General features: G+C 69.4%; 20 protein-coding genes. 18 read left to right on the top strand and 2 right to left on the bottom strand.

The features are described from left to right. Nucleotides 1–3,099, bottom strand: a 3,099-nt coding sequence (locus VM306_RS11615) for a TIR domain-containing protein (RefSeq protein ID WP_325514007.1), incomplete at its 3' end; no start/stop codon positions are given. A 90-nt stretch (nucleotides 3,100–3,189) separates the two neighbouring features. On the opposite strand from VM306_RS11615, the gene ffh reads away from it, so the two are divergent. Continuing rightward, the gene (ffh, locus tag VM306_RS11610; RefSeq protein WP_325514005.1) at nucleotides 3,190–4,749 is read left to right on the top strand and encodes a signal recognition particle protein; all 1,560 of its coding nucleotides are present in this window, start codon (nucleotides 3,190–3,192) and stop codon (nucleotides 4,747–4,749) included. A 2-nt stretch (nucleotides 4,750–4,751) separates the two neighbouring features. Then, nucleotides 4,752–5,807, top strand: coding sequence for an amidohydrolase family protein (locus VM306_RS11605; RefSeq protein ID WP_325514003.1), 1,056 nt, complete (start codon nucleotides 4,752–4,754; stop codon nucleotides 5,805–5,807). On the opposite strand, the gene VM306_RS11600 is transcribed toward VM306_RS11605, so the two are convergent. Beyond that, on the bottom strand, nucleotides 5,804–6,277 hold the full coding sequence (locus VM306_RS11600; RefSeq protein ID WP_325514001.1) for a carboxymuconolactone decarboxylase family protein: 474 nt from the start codon (nucleotides 6,275–6,277) through the stop codon (nucleotides 5,804–5,806). The two genes, VM306_RS11605 and VM306_RS11600, sit on opposite strands and share 4 nt — an antisense overlap. A 147-nt stretch (nucleotides 6,278–6,424) precedes the next feature. Between VM306_RS11600 and VM306_RS11595 the strand changes: the two genes are divergently transcribed. The 16 genes from VM306_RS11595 (at nucleotide 6,425) to VM306_RS11520 (ending at nucleotide 19,938) form a co-directional block, all read left to right on the top strand. Further along, nucleotides 6,425–7,303, top strand: a complete 879-nt coding sequence (locus VM306_RS11595; protein WP_325513999.1) for an RNA polymerase sigma-70 factor — start codon at nucleotides 6,425–6,427, stop codon at nucleotides 7,301–7,303. Between the two features lie 518 nt (nucleotides 7,304–7,821). Further along, complete coding sequence (locus tag VM306_RS11590) at nucleotides 7,822–8,598, top strand: type II CAAX endopeptidase family protein (RefSeq protein WP_325513997.1); 777 nt, start codon at nucleotides 7,822–7,824, stop codon at nucleotides 8,596–8,598. Further along, the gene (locus VM306_RS11585; protein ID WP_325513995.1) at nucleotides 8,598–9,329 is read left to right on the top strand and encodes a 5-oxoprolinase subunit PxpA; all 732 of its coding nucleotides are present in this window, start codon (nucleotides 8,598–8,600) and stop codon (nucleotides 9,327–9,329) included. Before VM306_RS11590 ends, VM306_RS11585 begins: the two co-directional genes overlap by 1 nt. A gap of 122 nt (nucleotides 9,330–9,451) precedes the next feature. Next, complete coding sequence (gene rpsP, locus VM306_RS11580) at nucleotides 9,452–9,895, top strand: 30S ribosomal protein S16 (protein ID WP_325513992.1); 444 nt, start codon at nucleotides 9,452–9,454, stop codon at nucleotides 9,893–9,895. Next, a complete protein-coding gene (locus VM306_RS11575) occupies nucleotides 9,892–10,131 on the top strand; it encodes an RNA-binding protein (protein ID WP_030468017.1) in 240 nt (79 codons plus the stop codon). Before rpsP ends, VM306_RS11575 begins: the two co-directional genes overlap by 4 nt. Before the next feature lie 19 nt (nucleotides 10,132–10,150). Continuing rightward, on the top strand, nucleotides 10,151–10,666 hold the full coding sequence (gene rimM, locus VM306_RS11570) for a ribosome maturation factor RimM (protein ID WP_325513990.1): 516 nt from the start codon (nucleotides 10,151–10,153) through the stop codon (nucleotides 10,664–10,666). Beyond that, a complete protein-coding gene (gene trmD / locus VM306_RS11565; protein ID WP_325513988.1) occupies nucleotides 10,656–11,402 on the top strand; it encodes a tRNA (guanosine(37)-N1)-methyltransferase TrmD in 747 nt (248 codons plus the stop codon). The genes rimM and trmD overlap by 11 nt, the downstream gene beginning before the upstream one ends. A gap of 151 nt (nucleotides 11,403–11,553) precedes the next feature. Continuing rightward, nucleotides 11,554–11,913 (top strand): 50S ribosomal protein L19, encoded by a 360-nt coding sequence (rplS, locus tag VM306_RS11560; protein ID WP_325513984.1) that lies wholly within the window; start codon nucleotides 11,554–11,556, stop codon nucleotides 11,911–11,913. Between the two features lie 3 nt (nucleotides 11,914–11,916). Continuing rightward, nucleotides 11,917–12,657 (top strand): signal peptidase I, encoded by a 741-nt coding sequence (lepB, locus tag VM306_RS11555; protein ID WP_325513981.1) that lies wholly within the window; start codon nucleotides 11,917–11,919, stop codon nucleotides 12,655–12,657. A 4-nt stretch (nucleotides 12,658–12,661) separates the two neighbouring features. After that, nucleotides 12,662–13,525 (top strand): signal peptidase I, encoded by an 864-nt coding sequence (lepB, locus tag VM306_RS11550; RefSeq protein ID WP_325513979.1) that lies wholly within the window; start codon nucleotides 12,662–12,664, stop codon nucleotides 13,523–13,525. Beyond that, on the top strand, nucleotides 13,522–14,316 hold the full coding sequence (locus VM306_RS11545) for a ribonuclease HII (protein ID WP_325513977.1): 795 nt from the start codon (nucleotides 13,522–13,524) through the stop codon (nucleotides 14,314–14,316). The genes lepB (VM306_RS11550) and VM306_RS11545 overlap by 4 nt, the downstream gene beginning before the upstream one ends. Further along, complete coding sequence (locus VM306_RS11540) at nucleotides 14,316–14,639, top strand: DUF2469 domain-containing protein (RefSeq protein ID WP_030479657.1); 324 nt, start codon at nucleotides 14,316–14,318, stop codon at nucleotides 14,637–14,639. Before VM306_RS11545 ends, VM306_RS11540 begins: the two co-directional genes overlap by 1 nt. A gap of 279 nt (nucleotides 14,640–14,918) precedes the next feature. Next, nucleotides 14,919–15,290 (top strand): YraN family protein, encoded by a 372-nt coding sequence (locus VM306_RS11535; protein ID WP_325513974.1) that lies wholly within the window; start codon nucleotides 14,919–14,921, stop codon nucleotides 15,288–15,290. A gap of 1 nt (nucleotide 15,291) precedes the next feature. Then, entirely contained in the window at nucleotides 15,292–16,818 is a 1,527-nt protein-coding gene (locus tag VM306_RS11530; protein WP_325513972.1) for a YifB family Mg chelatase-like AAA ATPase, read from the top strand. 666 nt (nucleotides 16,819–17,484) lie between these two features. Beyond that, nucleotides 17,485–18,591 (top strand): DNA-processing protein DprA, encoded by a 1,107-nt coding sequence (dprA, locus tag VM306_RS11525; RefSeq protein WP_325514009.1) that lies wholly within the window; start codon nucleotides 17,485–17,487, stop codon nucleotides 18,589–18,591. 369 nt (nucleotides 18,592–18,960) lie between these two features. Continuing rightward, entirely contained in the window at nucleotides 18,961–19,938 is a 978-nt protein-coding gene (locus VM306_RS11520) for a tyrosine recombinase XerC (protein ID WP_325513970.1), read from the top strand. Nucleotides 19,939–19,942: the final 4 nt, after the last annotated feature.

Raw genomic sequence — 19,942 nt, 5'->3', positions numbered from 1 at the left:
AAGCGGGACGCCGTCGCGGTCGTAGACCCTGGGCAGCCAGGTGCGGTCCCGACCGACGACCGCGAGCAGCATGCTGTCGTGTGACCAGTGTGCGTCATGGATCCCATGGGGGGACAAGTCGAGGTTCGCGATCTTGCGTTCGCCTCGCCCGAGAACGACTGCTCCACCGACGCCACCGGTTACCTGGCGTTTCCCGTCTGGCGACCACGCGAGCGTTTCCGTCTCGTAGTTGAAGCGCGGGTCACCATGGTTCACGTCCAGCAGCCATGTGTCTGGCGGATCTGACGGGCCGCGTGTCTGACCGATTGAGAGCGCCCCGTCAAGCGGACTCCACGTAAGTGCGTGCACTTCGCCTTGCGTCCAAGTCCAGTGGAGGTCCGGTTCGGAACCGACTTTCCACACCTGGCAGGAACCGCCGTCGGCCACGGTCGCGATCCGGTCACCGTTCCGTGACCACGCGACGTCCTGAACGCTCTTTCGGCCGACGTGCAGACACAGCAGTTCCTGGGCGGTCACGGCGTCCCAGATCCGCACGGTCCCGTCGGCGGACGCCGTGGCGAGACGCATGCCGTTGGGGGACCAAGCCACTGCGTTGATCTGGTCCGAGTGTCCAGTGAGTGTTGTCTGCCGGCCTTCACTGAAGATCATGGCCGAGGAGTCCTGATGAGCGGTGGCGAACACCTCCGGTTCGTTGGGGTGGAGGCGGACCACGCGGATCTCTGGTCCGATCGGGTGTTGTTTCACCCCTTGGTCCGGACCGGTGATCGCTTTCACGTCGACCACTCCGTCGTCCCTGGCCAGTGCGACCCACTCGAAGTCGTCGATGAAGTCGGTGGCCAGGTCCGCGTCCCGCACCCGTACCGGCCTACCTGCGTGGTCCACGCTCGAGAAGATGTCGCGCGGCTTTCCGGGCAGGCCGTCGGCCGAGCAGAGGTAGGCACTGCCGTCCTCACAAACGACGAGAATTCTTTTGCTGTCGTTGCTGAAGCGAACTGACCGCGGACCAGCCGGGAGCTGGACCTTTCGGCACTCGTAGGCCGTATCGAAGAACCAGATCCTCAACGTCGCGTCCGCCGAGACGCACGCGACGAGGTTCCCGTCGGGGGACCAAGCGACCGACCGCGCCTTGCCGGCGCCGGGTTCGTGACCGCACGTCAAGGAGCGCATACGCGCGCCAGTGCTGGCGTCATGTAGGTGCACGGTGCTGTCACCAGCACCGATGGCCAGCATCGTGTCCTCGTGAGACCAGGCAACGCCGTAGGCGCCTTCTGCCCTGAACGAAAGCATGCGAAGGGTGGAAGCCATGGCGTGCGAGAGGCTCCGCTGCCACCCGGACAAGTCCGGTGCGTGCAACAGCACTCTCGTCGCGGGGTCGTCGCTCGCGAGCGTTCGCAACACCTCGTCAGGTTCGAGGTCGTCAACCCTCCGCACCTCGTCGTCGATCGACTGCTGCAGAGACAGGCCGATCAGCCGCACTGCGTTGTTTGAGAAGTGAGCTTTCAGCAGAGCCTTTTCGAACCGCGGCCACAGCGCTGCCGCGGTGTCGTCCGCGGGCGAGAAGGCGGCGACGACCGAGGCGAGCCGCGAAGGCGCGATCAGCTGGTCCGGGTGCTTCGTCCACTCCGCCGCGATGTCCTCGATCTCCTGCCTCGTGCGCAGCAGGTCGCGATCCTGTTCGAGCGCGTCCCGCAACCGCGGCCAGAGCACGAAGAGGCTCTCGTGCGCGACTTCCAGCGAGTGCTGGGTCGCGGTGAGAACGCGGTTGGTGACGAACGGGTCGAGGAGCTGCCGTTCGGCGACGGACAGGTCGGCGACCGCGACCGCACGCCTGGTGAACTTCCCCGACTGGTCCACAGCCACCAGCCGCCGCAACGCGAGGAACACCCGCCGCTCCGCCTCCCGGACCGGCGGCCACGACCCGTCCTCGCCACGCACCAGGTCCCGGGCTATGGCGAAGGCCTCGTCGGCCTGACTCCGCAGCACGTCCTCCACGCGCCCGTACTGCACGTACTCGGCCTGGGTGATGGGCCGGGGAGCGCCCTTGCCGTCCGGGTTGACGTGCCGCCACAGGTTCTCCAGCGCGAACGCCAGGAGAGGCAACGACTTCCCGCTCGCGTCCTCCTGGATCAGGCCGAGAGCGGCGTCCTCGACACTCCACCCCATCAACCGTAACGGGCCGTTCACCACCATCGGCAAGTCGGCCTTGGGCATCGGCGTGACGAAGAACGGGTCGCGGAAGAGAGGGGAGAAATCCTCGCGGCGCATCAGTTCGTCCAGGAAGTCGGCGCGCACGGTGTAGACGACCCACGCGTCGTTCCTGCTGGCCGTCACAAGCCGCCGCACCAACTCGGTGGAGTCGCCGGCCAGCACTTCCTCGGCCTGGTCGAGCACCACCAGTCGGCGTCCGGGGCCGTGGATTACCGGCAGCACGCCCTGCGACGGCGTGATCGGACCGATGATCGTCCAACCTTCGGCGCGCAACAGCGGGATCAGGCCCGCCCGCACCAACGACGACTTGCCCGCGCCGGACGGGCCGATCACCGCCACGGAGCCGAATTCGCGGAGTCCCAGCAGGGGTGCGGCCAGCTTCCGGACGTCTTCCTCTCGGCCGAAGAAGATCGAGGCCTGGTCCTCGTCGAAGGCTTTCAGGCCGGGGAAGGGCGAAGCGGGCGGTGCGGCCTTCCCGATTCCTGCGCGTTCCAGCACTCGCAGGGCCGTGTGGGCGGCAGCCGCGAGAGACGACGGATCGCCCGCATCGACGCGTTGGGCTTGCAGGTCGTTGAGGATCGCGCGGTTCTCGGAGCGGACGCTGACGAACTCGACGCACGGCGCTTGCGGTTTGCGCTCGCGGAAGACCGAGTACTCCCAGGTGCACCACTCGGAGTAGGAGCCGGGCGAGGTGACGACGATCAGGGCTTCGGAGCCGAGCAGTTCGCGGCGCAGGCTGTCCTTCCAGGGCAGCGAGACGTCCGGGCCGGAGCCGGGCGCGGTGTAGGCGTGCACATCTTCGTACCCGGCCTTGACCAAGGCGGCGCGGAGGAAGAGCGCGATGTCGTTGCCCTCGTCGTTGCCGTGATAGCTGATGAAGATCCGCCCCACCCTGTGCATCATGCATCATTCGGGCCGGAAGGAAGGCCACTTCCGGGAGCCGTACCTCGGGTGACGCTGAGGTTAGCTAGGCTGGACGACGTGTTCTCCACGCTTTCCGACCGGCTGACCGCGGTTCTCCAGGGCCTTCGTGGCAAGGGGCGGCTCAGCGACGCCGACATCGACGCGACCGCCCGCGAGATCAGGGTCGCCCTGCTCGAGGCCGACGTCGCGCTGCCCGTTGTGCGCGGCTTCATCGCCAAGGTGAAGGAGCGCGCCAAGGGCGCGGAGGTCCACCAGGCGCTGAACCCGGCGCAGCAGGTCGTGAAGATCGTCAACGAGGAACTGGTCAACATCCTCGGCGGCGAGACGCGACGGCTGAACCTCGCGAAGAACCCACCGTCGGTGATCATGCTGGCGGGTCTGCAGGGTGCCGGTAAGACGACGCTCGCGGGCAAGCTCGCGAAGTGGCTGAAGGGCCAGGGGCACACGCCGCTGCTCGTCGCCGCCGACCTGCAGCGCCCGAACGCCGTCACGCAGTTGCAGGTCGTCGGTGAGCGCGCGGGCGTGCCCGTCTTCGCTCCCGAACCCGGCAACGGTGTGGGCAACCCCGTCGAGGTGTCGCGCCGCGGCATCGAGGAAGCCAAGGCGAAGCAGCACGACATCGTCCTCGTCGACACGGCCGGCCGGCTGGGCGTCGACGAGGAGATGATGCAGCAGGCCATCGACATCCGGGCCGCGGTCGACCCGGACGAGGTCCTGTTCGTGGTCGACGCCATGGTCGGTCAGGACGCGGTCAACACGGCCACGGCGTTCCGCGACGGCGTCGGCTTCACCGGTGTCGTCCTCACCAAGCTCGACGGCGACGCCCGCGGTGGTGCCGCGCTGTCGGTCCGCGAGATCACCGGCCAGCCGATCCTCTTCGCGTCCAACGGTGAGAAGCTCGAGGACTTCGACGTCTTCCACCCCGACCGGATGGCCTCGCGCATCCTCGGCATGGGCGACGTCCTCACGCTGATCGAGCAGGCCGAGCAGCACTTCGACCAGGAGCAGGCCGAGAAGGCCGCGGCGAAGCTGCACACCGGCCAGCTCACGCTCGAGGACTTCCTGGAGCAGATGCTCGCCATCCGCAAGATGGGCCCCATCGCGAACCTGCTCGGCATGCTGCCCGGCGCCGGTCAGATGAAGGACCAGCTCGCGATGCTGGACGAGAAGCACCTCGACCGCATCCAGGCGATCATCCGCGGCATGACCCCCGCCGAGCGCGACGACCCGAAGATGATCAACGCGTCCCGCCGGCTGCGCATCGCGAACGGCTCGGGCGTCAAGGTCAGCGACGTCAACGACCTGGTCAACCGCTTCTTCGAGGCCCGCAAGATGATGGCGTCGATGGCGGGCAGGATGGGCGGCTACGGCCCCAGCAAGACCCGCAAGGGCAAGAAGGGGAAGAAGGGCAAGGGCGGACGCGGCCCGACGCCGCCGAAGGTCAAGGGCGGCTTCCCCGGCGGCATGTTCCCCGGTGGCATGCCCGGCATGCCCCCCGGCGGCATCCCCGGCATGCCTCCCGGTGGCCTGCCGAACCTCGGTGGCGGCATGAACGAGCTCCCGCCCGGCTTCGACCCGACGAAGTTCAAGTTCGACGGGGACGACAAGAAGAAGTGACCATGCACCTGCGCGGCGTCGTCCTCCCGGACGGCGAGCCGCGAGACCTGTGGGTCGTCAACGGCCGTGTGCGCACCCAGCCCGTGCCGGGAGCTTCCACGGTCGTCGACGGCGGGTTCCTCGTCCCGGGCCTGGTCGACGCGCACTGCCACGTCGGCCTGGGCCCGCAGGGCGGCGTGGAGCTGCCCGAGGCCGTGGAGCAGGCGCTGACGGACCGCGACGCGGGCACGTTGCTGATCCGCGACTGCGGGTCGCCGATCGACACCACGCCGTTGCAGGAGCGCCTGGACCTGCCGCGGATCATCCGCGCGGGCCGCCACATCGCCCGTCCGAAGCGCTACATCCCGCACATCGGCGTGGAGATCGAGTCCGACCTGGCCGCGGCGGTCGCCGAGCAGGCCGCGTACGGCGACGGCTGGGTGAAGCTGGTCGGCGACTGGATCGACCGCGGCGCGGGCGATCTCGCTCCGCTGTGGACGGACGACGAGCTGGCGCAGGCCGTGAAGGTCGCCCACGACGCGGGGGCCCGCGTGACGGCCCACGTGTTCGGCGAGGACGCGCTGCCGGGCCTGATCAACGCGGGCATCGACTGCATCGAGCACGGCACCGGCCTGACCGACGACACGATCTCGTTGATGGCGTCCCGCGGCACCGCGCTGGTGCCCACGCTGATCAACATCGAGACGTTCCCCGGCATCGCCGAGAAGGCCGGCAAGTACCCGGCGTACGCGAACCACATGCGCGACCTGCACGCCCGCGTCTCCACGACGGTGTCGTCCGCGATCGAGGCCGGGGTCCCGGTCTACGCGGGCACCGACGCGGGCGGTGGCATCCAGCACGGCCGCATCGTCGACGAGGTCGTCGCGCTGCACCGCGTGGGCATGAGCGCCTCGGACGCCATCGGCGCCGCGTCGTGGAACGCCCGTTCCTGGCTGGGCTTCCCCTCGCTGACCGAAGGCGCGGCCGCGGACATCGTGGTCTACGACTCCGACCCCCGCGAGAACCTCGAGGTCCTGCGGTCACCGCGCATGATCATGCTCAGGGGCCGGGTGTACTAGGCCCGCGCCAACGCGCCCACCTCGTACGAGCCGCCCTTCTGGCGCGTGATGACGGCCATCCGGTTGGCCGCGTTGATGAGCCCGACCAGGCACACCAGCGCGGCGACCTGCTCGTCGTCGTAGTGCTTCCGCACGTTGTCCCAGGTCTCGTCGCTCACGCCTTCGCGTGTGAGCACGGTGCCCTCCTCGGCGAACGCCAGCGCCGCCTGCTCGGCCTCGGTGAACACCGTCGTCTCGCGCCACCCGGCCACCAGGTGCAGCCGCAACGGGTCCTCGCCCGCCGCCACGGCCTCCTTGGCGTGCATGTCGAGGCAGAAGCCGCAGCCGTTGAGCTGGCTGGCGCGCAGGCTGACGAGCTCGGCGGTGATCGCGGGCAGCGGCGACTGGTGCACCGCCTGCCCGAGCCCGGCGAACCGCTTCGCGAGCTTGCCGCCGGTCTCGGTGCCGAAGAGGTTGAAGCGGGGTTCCATGGGTTTCCTCCTTCGTGGGCCTTGCTTGACGACCACGAGATGCCGCCTCCTCTCCAGCTGTGACAGCGCCGCTTTGTGACTCACCCCACTGTCACAGGCACAGGCTGCCCGGTGTCTCGTGAAGAGACCCGTTCCAGGAGGACACCGATGCCGGACGTCGCGACCGACTCGTTCGTGAGCCACCGCAACCTGCTCTTCACGATCGCCTACGAGATGCTCGGCTCCGCGGCGGACGCCGAGGACGTGCTGCAGGAGACGTGGCTCAAGTGGGCGGGCGTGGAGCACGACGTGGTCGAGAACCACCGCGCCTACCTGGTCAGGATCGTCACCCGCCAGTCCCTGTCGAGGCTGCGCACCCTGGGTCGCCGCAAGGAGTCCTACGTCGGCTCCTGGCTCCCCGAACCCCTGCTGACCGCCCCGGACGTGGCCGAGGACGTGGAGCTGGCCGACAGCGTCTCGATGGCGGTGATGCTGGTCCTGGAAACCCTCACCCCGACCGAACGAGCGGTCTTCGTGCTGCGCGAGGTGTTCGCCCTGGACTACGACGAGATCGCCGCGGCCGTCGACAAGACCCCCGCCGCGGTCCGCCAGATCGCCCACCGGGCCCGCTCGCACGTAGCGGCCCGCCGCCCGCGCGAGGTGGTGACCCAGGCCGAGTCCCGCGAGGCCCTGGCAGCCTTCCAGCGCGCCACCGAGACCGGCGACCTCCAGGCTCTGCTGGACCTGCTGGCCCCGGACGTCGTGTTCCTGGGCGACGGCGGCGGCGTGAAGCAGGCCGTGCCACGCCCCGTCGTGGGCGCGTCGAAGGTGGCGCGCATGCTGGTGGGCGGTTTGACCCGCGTGGCCGGCTGGACGATGGAACCCGCCCAGGTGAACGGCTACCCGGCGCTGGTGTTCAAGTTCGACGGCGAGCTGGACGCGGTGATCGCGCTGCGGATCGAGGACGGGCTGATCAGCGGCCTGTACGCGGTGCGCAACCCGGCGAAGCTGTCGCACATGGACCGGGAGACGACGCTGCGCCGGTGAACCCCTGGACCGCCGGCTTTCGTGGTCGCGGGTGTCCGATCCGGAACAGCCGCGATGCGGGGGTGCTGCTCGACCATCGCGCGAGCCGGTGCGCCCGGCTGGCCTTGGCTCAACTGCCTGCCGCTTGTGTCCAAGCCATGACGGCCGCGGTGCGAAGCCCCGTGTTCACCCACCCGCACCCGGCCCTCACGCAGCCAGGTCATCCCAGGTCCAGGTGGTTTGCGGCAACCGAAATGCGGCGATCCGTTCACAGGAGCAAGGACATCCGGCGGGAACTCGATCTGACCATCTTTTGGCCAGACGCTTGGCCCGGTTCCGTCGGTGCCGCACAGTAACCTCGGATTCGGGGGCGGCAGCGTCCCCCAAGGGGGATCGCGGTCCCCACTCCAAGCGTATCGCGAGGCACCGACAGAGCACCGGTGCTTCAGAAGCCGTCGATCGCGAGATGGGCTGATCATGAGGGTGTCGCAGCCGTTCGTTCACCGGCAGGTTGCCGAGGCGTGACTAGATTGCAGAGCGTGAGTGAGCCGGAGTCCCTGAAGCCCAGACGAGGCTTCCTCGAGAGCGTGCGGGACATCAGCCGCAACCCGGAGCCCGAACGGGTCGGCCAGCGCTGGGGTTTCGGCGCGTTCCTCCTGGTGGAGGCCGTTTTCATCCTCAGCGCCGTGTTCATCACGGCCGTGGCCAAGCAGCTCGGGGTCAACCTCTTCGACTCCGTGCCGCTGGTCCTGATCGGATCGATCGTGCCGACGGTCCTGGCGGCGGGCACCGCCATCGTCATCACCTTCGTCCGCGGCAACGGTCCTAAGATCGACCTCCGGTTCAGCATGACGAAGGAGGACCTGGCGACCGGGCTCAAGCTCGGCATCCTCGGGCTCGTCCTCACCTACGTCGCCGCCAGGTTCTGGACGATGATCGTCGGCGAGCAGAACGCCACGAGCGCCGTCGGCGACCTGCTGAGCGGCGCGAACCTGCCGCTCGCCGCCGCGATCACGATGTTCCTCTACGTCAGCCTCATCGGGCCGGTGTGCGAGGAGATCATCTACCGCGGCCTGCTCTGGGGCGCCGTCGAACGCCAGGGCTGGAGCCGCTGGGCCGCGTTCGGGCTCACCACGGTGGTTTTCGCGATCGGCCACTTCGAGCCGCTGCGTACGTCGTTGCTGCTCGTCATCGCCATCCCCATCGGCATCGCCCGCCTGCTCACCCGCCGGCTCGGCGCGAGCATCGTGGCGCACGTGATCAACAACTTCCTGCCGGGCCTCACCCTCCTGCTCGTCTCCATCGGGGTCATGTGATGGACCTGAACAGCGACCTCGGCGAGGGCTTCGGCATCTGGAGGCTCGGCGACGACACCGCGCTCCTCGGCCTGATCACCAGCGCGAACGTCGCGTGCGGCTTCCACGCCGGCGATCCGTCGACGATGCGCGAGGTGTGCGAGGAGGCGGCGAGGAACGGCGTCAGGATCGGCGCGCAGGTCTCCTACCGCGACCTCGCCGGGTTCGGGCGCCGCTTCATCGACGCCGACCCCGTCGAACTGGCCGATGAGGTGCTCTACCAGATCGGCGCACTCGACGCGTGCGCGCGAGCAGCGGGCACCGAGGTCGTGTACGTGAAGCCGCACGGTGCGCTCTACAACGCGACGGTGCACCACGAGAAGCAGGCCGAGGCGGTGGTCAACGGAGCCAAGGCGTTCAAGGACCTGCCGATCCTCGGACTGCCGGGCTCGCAGCTCCTCGAGAAGGCCGCGAGAGCGGGGCTGCGCCCCGTCCAGGAGGCCTTCGCGGACCGCGGTTACACGCCGGAGGGCACGCTGGTCCCGCGCAGTCAGCCGAACGCCCTGCTCACCGACACCGCGCAGGTCGTCGAACGCGCGAAGCGACTCCTGGACGGCGAGCTCGTCGCGGTCGACGGCACGGTCATCAAGACGCGGGCCGAGTCGTTGTGCGTGCACGGCGACACGCCCGGAGCGGTCGAACACGCGCGTGCCGTGAAGGAAGCGCTGGGCGTCGTGACGCCCTTCGTCTAGCCCCGATTCGGATCCGCCGGCCTTCGTCTGGCACAATTGCCCGCTGTCCGTCGCGGTCGGCCCCTCTGCCCGGGCCGCGGCTGTGCGAACCACCAACACAGAGTTCGAGGAGTACCAGGCCAATGGCCGTCAAGATCAAGCTTCAGCGTCTCGGCAAGATCCGCCAGCCGTACTACCGCATCGTGGTCGCCGACGCGCGCACCCGTCGCGACGGCAAGGCCATCGAGACGATCGGCAAGTACCACCCGAAGGAAGAGCCGTCCTTCATCGCGGTCGACTCCGAGCGCGCGCAGTACTGGCTGGGTGTCGGCGCGCAGCCGACCGAGTCGGTCCAGCGCCTGCTGGAGATCACCGGTGACTGGCAGAAGTTCAAGGGCCTGCCGGGCACCGAGGGCACGCTGAAGGTCAAGGAGCCGAAGACCCCGAAGGCCGAGCTCTTCGCCGCCGCGCTCGCCGCCGCGAACGAGGAGCCGATGACCGACGCCACGACGCCGAAGGCGAAGAAGGCCAAGAAGGCCGACGACGCCCCCAAGGCTGAGGCTGAGGCGCCCAAGGACGAGGCGTGAGTTTGTTGGCTGACGCCCTCGAACACCTCGTTCGCGGCATCGTCGACCACCCGGACGACGTCCGGGTGAACCTCGTCACGACCCGCCGCGGCCGCACCCTCGAGGTCCACGTCCACCCGGACGACCTCGGCAAGGTGATCGGTCGTGGCGGTCGCACCGCGACGGCTCTGCGCACCGTGATGGCCGGTATCGGCGGTCGTGGTGTCCGGGTCGACGTCGTCGACACCGACCGCTGAACGAAGCTGCAAAGGGCAAATGGACGTCGTCGTCGGCCGTGTGGCCAAGGCGCACGGGATCACTGGCGAACTCGCCATTGACGTGCGCACTGATTCACCCGAGTTGCGTTTCGCGCTCGGGCAGAAGATTCAGGCCAGGCTGCGTGACGGCACGTCCCGAAGCCTCACCGTGTCAGCCGCCCGGCCTCATGCCGGGCGGCTGCTCGTGCGTTTCGAGGAAGTCGTCACGCGCGACGTCGCCGAGTCGTTGCGCGGCACGTTGCTGCTGGGCAGCACCGACGACCTGCCGCCGAACGACGACCCCGACGAGTTCTACGACCACGAGCTCGAAGGGCTCACGGCGGAGCTCATCGACGGCACGAAGATCGGCACGGTCAAGGAGATCGTCCACGGACTCGGCGGCGAGCTGCTCGTCGTGATCCGTGACAGCGGCGAGGCGTTGATCCCGTTCGTGCGCGAGATCGTGCCCACCGTGGACGTGCGCGGCGGTCGTGTCGTGATCGACCCGCCAGAGGGCCTGCTCGATGCAGATTGACGTCGTCACGATCTTTCCCGAGTACCTGGCGCCGCTGCGCGCCGCGTTGCTCGGGAAGGCGATCGACAAGGGCCTGATCAGCGTCGGCGTGCACGACCTGCGTGACTGGACGCAGGACGTGCACAAGGCCGTCGACGACAGCCCGTACGGCGGCGGGCCCGGCATGGTCATGAAGGCCGACATCTGGGGCCCTGCCCTGGACGACGTGTGCACGGACGAGACGCGTCTCATCGTGCCTACGCCGGCTGGTCGGCCGTTCACACAGGCGGTCGCGCACGAGTACGCGAACGAGTCGCACCTCGTGTTCGCGTGCGGTCGCTACGAGGGCATCGACCAGCGTGTTGTCGATGACGCCGCACGGCGCGTGCGCGTTGACGAGGTGTCCATCGGCGACTACGTGCTCGTCGGCGGTGAGGTGGCCGTGCTCGCGATCGTGGAAGCGGTCGCCCGGCTGCTGCCCGGCGTGCTCGGCAACCCGAAGTCGCACGCCGAGGACTCGTTCCAGGACGGGCTCCTCGAAGGCCCGAGCTACACGCGTCCGGAGGTGTGGCGCGAGCTCGCCGTGCCGGACGTGCTGCGGTCGGGAAACCACCGCCTGATCAACCGCTGGCGGCGTGACCAGTCACTCGTCCGGACCTTCGAACGGCGTCCTGACCTGCTGGGATCGTTGCCCGCGGAAGCGTTCGACAAGCACGACCGCGCCCTGCTCACGCGCCTGCGTGAGAGCGGCGAATAGCCCGATTTCATTCCGGAGTGCCTGGTCTGGCACACTGGAACAGTTGCCGCAGCCGGTGTCACATCGGCATGCGCACCAAGCCGAGCCCCCATCATGTCGTGCACAGCCATGGAACATGCTCTGGGGAGTTCAAGACACGTGAGGAACACCGATGAACATCCTGGACGCACTTGACGCCCAGTCGCTGCGCTCTGACATCCCGGCGTTCCGCGCCGGTGACACGCTGAAGGTCCACGTCCGCGTCATCGAGGGCTCGCGCGAGCGCGTCCAGGTGTTCCAGGGCGTCGTGATCCGTCGTCAGAACGGCGGCATCCGCGAGACCTTCACCGTCCGCAAGGTCTCGTTCGGTGTGGGTGTCGAGCGCACCTTCCCGCTGCACTCCCCGAACATCGCCGAGATCGAGGTCGTCACCCGCGGTGACGTGCGTCGCGCCAAGCTGTACTACCTGCGCGAGCTGCGCGGCAAGGCCGCCAAGATCAAGGAGAAGCGCGAGGCCCGTCCGGTCTCCTGACCGGTGGCTTCGAGCCCAGAAGACGTCGAGGACGCCTCCGCGCCGGATGAACCGGAGCGGAGGCGTACTCCTCTCTGGGGAGACGTCCTCTACGTCGTCGTGACGGCCGTCGTGCTGACGGTGCTGATCCAGGCGTTCGTGGCGCGGGTCTACGTGATCCCCTCGGCGTCGATGGAGCGCACGCTGCACGGCTGCACCGGTTGCGAGAACGACAGGGTGCTGGTCGACAAGATCACCTACCGCTTCGCCGACGTCGAACCGGGCGAGGTGGTCGTCTTCCGCGGCCCCGAAGCGTGGTCCGACAACGACTTCCGCGCCGCTCGGTCGACCAATCCCGTCGCGCGCTTCGTGCAGAACATCGGGTCGTTGCTGGGCGTCGCGCCCGCGAACGAGCGCGACTTCGTCAAGCGCGTCATCGCACTTCCCGGCCAGACGGTGATGTGCTGCGACGAGCAGCACCGTGTCGTTGTGGACGGCAGACCGCTCGACGAGCCCTACGTGCACTGGCAGCCCGGCAGTTCCCCGGCGGACCACCAGCCGTTCGCTCCGGTGCGAGTACCGGATGGACGGTTGTTCGTGATGGGGGACAACCGGATGAACTCCACCGACTCGCGCAAACAGGGCGGCGGGGGCGTAGCGGGCACGGTGCCCCTCGAGAACGTCATCGGCAAAGCCCGGTACGTCGTGTTCCCGAAAGATCGGTGGAGTGTTGTGCCGGATCACAACCCGCAGCCCCTAGGCTGATCTCGTGGTTGACGTCGATCCAGAGCACACCCCGTCCAGCGACGAGCCGAGTTCGGACGCTTCGGACAAGCCTTCGAAGAAGAAGAAAAAGGGCAATTTCTGGAAAGAGCTGCCCGTCCTCATCCTGGTCGCGTTCGGCCTCGCGATCCTCATCCAGGTCTTCCTCGGCCGCGTCTACATGATCCCGTCGGAGTCGATGGAGACGACGCTGCACGGGTGCACTGACTGCTACGGCGACCGCGTGTTCGTCGACAAGGTCACCTACCGCTTCACCGAACCGGCGCCCGGCGACGTCGTCGTGTTCCGCGGGCCGCCGTCGTGGCAGAACGACTTCATCTCCGAGGAGCCGGGCAACCCGATCTCGGAAGGGCTGTCGTGGCTCGGGTCGCTGATCGGCCTCCCGTCGGCCAACGAGGAGGACTTCGTCAAGCGCGTGATCGCCGTCGGCGGGCAGACCGTGAAGTGCTGCGACGAGCAGAACCGCGTGACGGTGGACGGCAAGCCGCTCGACGAGCCGTACAAGCACTTCGACGAGGGCGCGGAGGCCGTGCAGGAGTCGTTCGAGGAGCTCAAGATCCCGGACGGGATGCTGTTCGTGCTCGGTGACAACCGCAACCACTCGTGCGACTCGCGCTGCCAGGGGCAGGGCGGGCTCAACGGGCTCGTGCCGGTCGACGACGTGATCGGCAAGGCGCGCGTGATCGTGCTGCCCCCGTCGAGGTGGGGCGGGGTGACGGACCACAACCCGCAGGCCGTCTCGATGGGTGCGCCGGGATGGCATGAAAGCGTCCCGATGGGCCTGGGTATCGTCGCGGCGTGGCCGCTTCTGCTGCTCGGGCGTCGAGTGCGAGACCGATTCCGTCGATGACCATGTTCATGCCGCCCCGCGCGGTGGTGCGGGGGTCGTCGGGGAACTGGGCGCTGCAGAGCACGCTGGAGCGCAGGGGACTGGGGCCCGTCGCCGGCGTCGACGAGGCAGGACGCGGTCCGTGCGCAGGGCCGCTGGTGATCGCGGCGTGCGTGCTGCGGCCGGGTGACGCGTCGCGGTTCGAGGGCCTGAACGACTCGAAGCTGATGACGGCGTCGGCGCGCGACAGGATGTACGACCTGGTGCTGAAGCGCGCGGTCGACCACTCGGTGATCGTCGTGCCGCCGGCCGACATCGACTGGCTGGGCATCCACGTCATGAACATCGAGGGCATGCGGCGCGCGGTGGCGCAGATGTCGACGCACCCCGGCTACGTGCTGACCGACGGCTTCAAGGTGCCGGGGATGCCGGCGCCGAACGTGGCGGTGCTCAAGGGAGACCAGGCCGCGGCGTGCGTGGCGGCGGCATCGGTGCTGGCCAAGGTCACGCGTGACCGGATCATGGCCGATCTCCACGAACGTCATCCCGAATACGGGTTCAACGTGCACAAGGGGTACTGCACGCCCGACCACACGGCCGCGTTGCTGGAACACGGGCCGTGTGCGGAGCATCGGTGGTCGTATGTAAATGTGGCAGCGGCGGCTGCCAAGCACGGTCTCGCCGCGCCGCACAGGGTGGCGCGCGCCACGACCGCGGCGGCCGTGGTCCAGAATGATGCAGCCCCGGCTGATGCCGGGGAGCTCGCGACGAGGGAGGGCGCGGAGCAGATGATGACCCGCGCGGAGGCGTAATGAGTGCAGAGGATCTCGAGAAGTACGAGACCGAGATGGAGCTGTCGCTGTACAAGGAGTACCGCGACATAGTCAGCCAGTTCTCGTTCGTCGTGGAGACCGAACGGCGTTTCTACCTGGCCAACTCGGTGGACGTGCAGGTGCGCAACGCCGATGGCGAGGTGTACTTCGAGGTGCGCATGTCGGACGCGTGGGTGTGGGACATGTACCGCCCCGCGAGGTTCGTCAAGAACGTTCGTGTCATCACGTTCAAGGACGTGAACGTGGAAGAGCTGGACAAGCCGGACCTCCGCTTGCCGGAGAGCGGGCCGTTCCCGAGCTGAGCGCGGCGCGACCGGCGCTCACCAGGACTCTTCGCGGTGCCAGCCGCGCGTTCCCCTGTCATCGGCACGGGAACGCGAGGCTGGCACCTGTCTGTCCAGCCTTGGAACGCGGTCGGCAGCCCTAGCACACCCCACCGACAGTTCCGCCGTTTCAAGATCGGCAACGGCCGACCTGTCCACAGCCGCTGAGTTGTCCACAGATTTCCCTCGGCCCGGCCGCCCGCCCCGTCCCACCCCGCAAGGTCGTACCCAACGACCCGCAGGGAGGCGAGGGCAGTGGTGGCGCAGACATCGGTCGAGACCAGGCAGCAGGCACTGGGGCGGCAGGGCGAGGACCTGGCGTGCAGGTACCTGGAGGAGCAGGGCCTGGTGGTCCTGTCGCGGAACTGGACGTGCCGCGACGGTGAGCTCGACGTCGTGGCGGTGGAGGGCGACCGGCTGGTCGTCTGCGAGGTCAAGACGCGGTCCGGCCCCGCCTGGGGCCGCCCGGACGAGGCCGTGGACGCGGACAAGCTCTCCCGCCTGCGCCGCACGGCGCTGCGGTGGCTGGCCGCGCACGGCGTCGGCTGGTGCGACGTCCGCGTCGACCTGATCTCGGTCACGTGGCCACCCGACGGCGAGGCACGCCTGCAACACCTGCGGGGAGCCTGAGATGGCTCTGGCGCAGGCGTGGTCCGTCGCCCTCTACGGCGTCGACGGGCTGGCGGTCGAGATCGAGGCCGACGTGGGCGTGGGCCAGCCCCGCACCCATCTCCTGGGACTTCCCGACGCTTCCCTGCACGAGTCGAAGGAGCGCGTGAAGGCCGCTGTCCGCAACAGCGAGGAGGAGTGGCCGAAGCAGCGCATCGTGCTGGGCCTGTCTCCGGCGAACCTGCCCAAGGGCGGCAGCAGCTACGACCTCGCGATCGCCTGCGCCACCCTGGCCGCCGCCGGCTCGGTCCCCCTCGAACGCCTGAGCACCACCGTCCTGCTGGGCGAACTGGCCCTGGACGGTCGCGTCCGCCCGATCCGGGGCGTCCTGCCGTCCCTGCTGGCAGCGAGGCGCGCGGGCCTTCTCACGGCGGTGGTCCCGGTCGACTCGCTCCCCGAGGCCTCGCTCGTCGACGGCATGGAGATCCACGGCGCGCTCACCCTCTCCGAGGTGCTCGCCTGGCTGCGCGCCGAGACGACGGCGCTCCAACCGCCCCCAGTCGCGGCCGACCCACCGCCGCAGCAGGCCCCCGACCTGGCCGACGTCGTGGGCCAGCCCGAGGCGCGCTGGGCACTGGAGGTGGCCGCCGCCGGCGCCCACCACCTGCTCCTGTCGGGCCCGCCAGGCACCGGCAAGACGATGCTGGCCGAACGCCTGCCGGGCCTGCTCCCACCCCTGACCCGCCAGGAAGCCCTGGCCGTCACGGCCGTCCACTCGGTGGCGGGCGTCCTGTCGTCCGGCTGCCCGCTGGTAGCCACCCCGCCGTTCGTCAACGTGCACCACACGACGTCGATGGCGGCCCTGATAGGCGGCGGCAGCGGCATGGCCAAGCCGGGCGCCGCCTCGATGGCCCACAGGGGAGTCCTCTTCCTCGACGAAGCCTGCGAGTTCGGCCAAAGGACGATCGACACCCTCCGCACGGCCCTGGAGGAAGGCGAGGTCCGCATAGCGCGCCGCGACGGCATAGCCCGCTACCCGGCCCGCTTCCAGCTGATCCTGGCGACCAACCCGTGCCCCTGCGCCCCGCCGAAGGAGATCGACTGCACCTGCACGGCCACGGTCCGCCGCCGCTACCAGTCCCGCCTCTCCGGCCCTCTGCTCGACCGCGTGGACCTCCGAGTGAGCATGCGAGCCACCACAGCCATGTCGAACGCCGACGCGGCCCCACCGGAACCGACAGCAGTGGTCCGCGAACGAGTCCTGAAGGCCCGCTCGAGAGCGGCGACCCGCTGGCAGGCCCACGGCCACACCTGGCCCACCAACGCCCAGGTCCCAGGCCCTGCCCTCCGCCGTGAGTTCGCCCTGCCCCGCCACACCACAGCCCTCCTCGACCGAGCCCTGTCCACCGGCGCCCTGACGGGCAGGGGAGCCGACCGCTGCCTGAGAGTCGCCTGGACCCTGGCCGACCTGGCCGAGTCCGACCGCCCCACCTCCGACCACGTGGCAGCGGCCCTGAGCTTCCGCGAACGCCGAGGTCCGTACCCCTGACCACCCGCACCCCTGACCACCCGCACCCCTGACCACCCGCACCCCTGACCACCGGCACCCCTGAGCAACCGGTCGCGAAGCGCCGACGCCCCGACTTCGCGCCCGGACCCAGCCGAGCGGGCGCTTGCCCACCCCCGCAAGCGCCCGCTCACCCCGCTACCTCAACTCACCGGCGCGCCCGTGTCCGGCGCCCTGCGAAGCCGCCGGGCGCGGAGCCCACTCCCTCTCCGCGCCCGGCATCTCGGGCCCGGACGCTGGCCCGCTCGCAGGGCCGGCAGCCGGTTCCCGGGCTGGCCGCTCGTCCCTTTCCCGGCGGGCGGCCCGCTCACCCGCGACCCTTTCCAACTTCAAGGAGTCCTCCATGACCCCACTTCTCGCCCAGGCCGTACCAGCGGCATCCACTCACCTCCAGCTGCTGTGCGCGGTCCGAAGGCGCGCACGTGGTGCCAGCCCACCGCACCCCTGGTGCTCCGACCCCTGGCAACGCTGGCTGCCCTGGCGGTGGTTCCGGTGACCGCGCACCCCACTCCACCCGCCACGCCGATTCCGCCCGCCACGACGACCCCGTGCGCCGCGTGTGCTGCACCTGCCCTGCCAGACCCGCCCGCTGAGCCCACCTCGTCCGCTGCTCCGAACCCACCGGCTCGGTCCACCGATACCGTTCGCCTGGCCAGGGCCTACCTGTCCCGCGTCGCCGAGCCCTACCCGGCGGCGTTGGCGGCGCTCGTCGACCAGGTCGGTCCGGTCGAGGCGGCGGAGCGAGTGCGTGCGGGCGGGGTGTCGTCGTCGGTCGCCAGCCAGACTTCGGCGCGGCGTGCCGAGGAGCGGGCGCACGAGGACCTCGAGCGGATCGCCAAGGTCGGTGGGCGGTTCGTCATCCCCGAGGACGACGAGTGGCCTCGGTGGCCGTTCGTCGCGCTCGGCATGGCGGCTCAGCGGTGTGGAGGTGAGCCGCTCGCCTTGTGGGTGCGAGGGCCGCACGACCTCACCGAGGCGTCGGAGAAGGCCGTGGCGGTCGTCGGGTCGCGGGCTGCCAGCGGGTATGGCGAGCACGTTGCCGGCGAGTTCGCGTTCGGGCTGGCGCAGGCCGGCGTGACGGTGGTGTCCGGCGCGGCTTACGGGATCGACGGCGCTGCTCACCGCGGCGCGCTCGGCGGTGGCGGGCTGACGGTCGCGGTGTTGGCCTGCGGAGTGGATTTCGCTTATCCCGCCGGGCATCAGGGGTTGCTGGCGAAGATCTCGCGGGAGGGCCTGATCGTCAGCGAGTACCCGCCGGGGGTCACGCCCGCGCGGCACCGGTTCCTGACGCGCAACCGGCTCATCGCGGCGTTGGGCGGCGGCACGGTCGTCGTCGAGGCAGGGAGGCGCAGCGGCGCCAAGAACACCGCTGCCATCACGTTGGCCCTCGGACGCCCGCTGATGGTGGTGCCGGGGCCCGTGACGTCGGCCAGTTCGGCCGGGTGCCACGAGTTGTTGCGGGACGGGCAGGCGGTGTCGGTCAGTTCGGTGGCCGAGATCGTCGAGTCGGTCGGGCGGTTCGGGGACGACCTCGCCATCGAGCCCGCCGAGAAGGACAGCGCCCTCGGAGCGCCGCAGGGCGAGGCCATGCGCGTGTACGAGGCCATGGGCAAGCGGTCCGGCGTCAGTGACGAGGTCGTGTCGGTCGAGTCCGGGGTGCCGTTGGAGCGGGTCAGGGCGTTGTTGCCCGAACTGGAGCTCGCCGGGCTGGCGCTGCGGGTCGACGGTGGCTGGCAGAAGCTGGAGGTGAGGTGATCAGGAGCAACTGATAGTCTATTGTGGACTGATGGTCGACGTTGCCGCCTCGGCCGGGGCGGTTGAGCCGCCCTCGTTGAGGTGGGAAGGCAGGGGTGACCTGCGGCTTCGCCTTCGTTCGTGACGATGTCGGCCGAGGCGGTTCCTCGTGAGCGTCTTCGCGCACGGCTCAGCGGGTGGTTCGGCTGTTCGGCGGTGGCGCCGGTCGTCCTCACTACTCCGAAAGGTGATCTGTGAGGGCTGCCGCGGCCCTGGTCGTCACAATGCGTTGAGACGGTGTCGCCTCCGTGATCATGAGAGCGCTCTCCGACGGCGCGAGGGCATGGCGATACTTGACCAATCGCCCCGACTGGCGCAGCGTCTTGGCCTATGTCCCCGCCGCCGCATGGTCGGACACGCCGTGTCGATCTCGTTCGCCTGCGCGAAAATCTGCCCTCGGGCGTTTCGGAGGCGTTGCGGCAGTACGAGCGGTACCTGACGTTGGAGCGCGATCTGTCGCCGCACACCGTGCGCGCGTACGTCGGCGACGTGGTGGCCCTGCTCGGACATGTCGCCGGGAATAGCCCTGATGAGGCCGACATCAGGCGGATCGACCTGACGAGTCTGCGGTCGTGGCTTGCCGCGCAACGCACTGCCGGCGTCAGCCGCACGACACTCGCGCGGCGGGCCGCTGCCGCGCGCGCGTTCACCGCGTGGGCGCATCGCGCCGGTCATCTGGCGACGGATCCCGGGCCGCGGCTCGCCGCGCCGAGGCCGCACCGGACGTTGCCGTCCGTGTTGCGCGAAGACCAGGCGAAGGACGCCATGGCCGCCGTATCCTCTGGCGCGTCCGAGGGCGATCCGGTTGCGCTGCGTGATCAGGCCGTGGTGGAGTTGCTGTACGCCACAGGTATCCGCGTGGCCGAACTCTGTGGTCTTGATCTCGACGACGTGGACTACTCCCTGAGGGTGATTCGGGTTCTGGGCAAAGGTGGACGCGAACGCAGCACGCCTTTCGGCGTGCCGGCTGAGCGCGCGCTGCGGCGGTGGCTGGACGAAGGGCGAAACGCCCTGGTAGCACCGGATTCGCCACCGGCGCTGTTCCTCGGTGCTCGCGGTGGCCGGTTGAACCAGCGGGCCGTCCGCACCCTGGTCCACGAGGTCGTCGCCGTGGTGCCGGGCGCGCCGGACATCGGGCCGCACGGGTTGCGCCACTCCGCCGCGACCCACCTGCTGGAAGGAGGAGCGGACCTGCGCACCGTCCAAGAACTGCTTGGTCACGCTACGCTCGCAACGACTCAGCTTTACACACACGTCACTGTCGAACGGCTGAAGGCGATCCATGACCGAACCCACCCCCGTTCCTGACGCC

The organism is Lentzea sp. (assembly GCF_035525475.1).
Taxonomy (GTDB): domain Bacteria; phylum Actinomycetota; class Actinomycetes; order Mycobacteriales; family Pseudonocardiaceae; genus Lentzea.
This window is presented reverse-complemented; position numbering and strand designations above follow the sequence as displayed.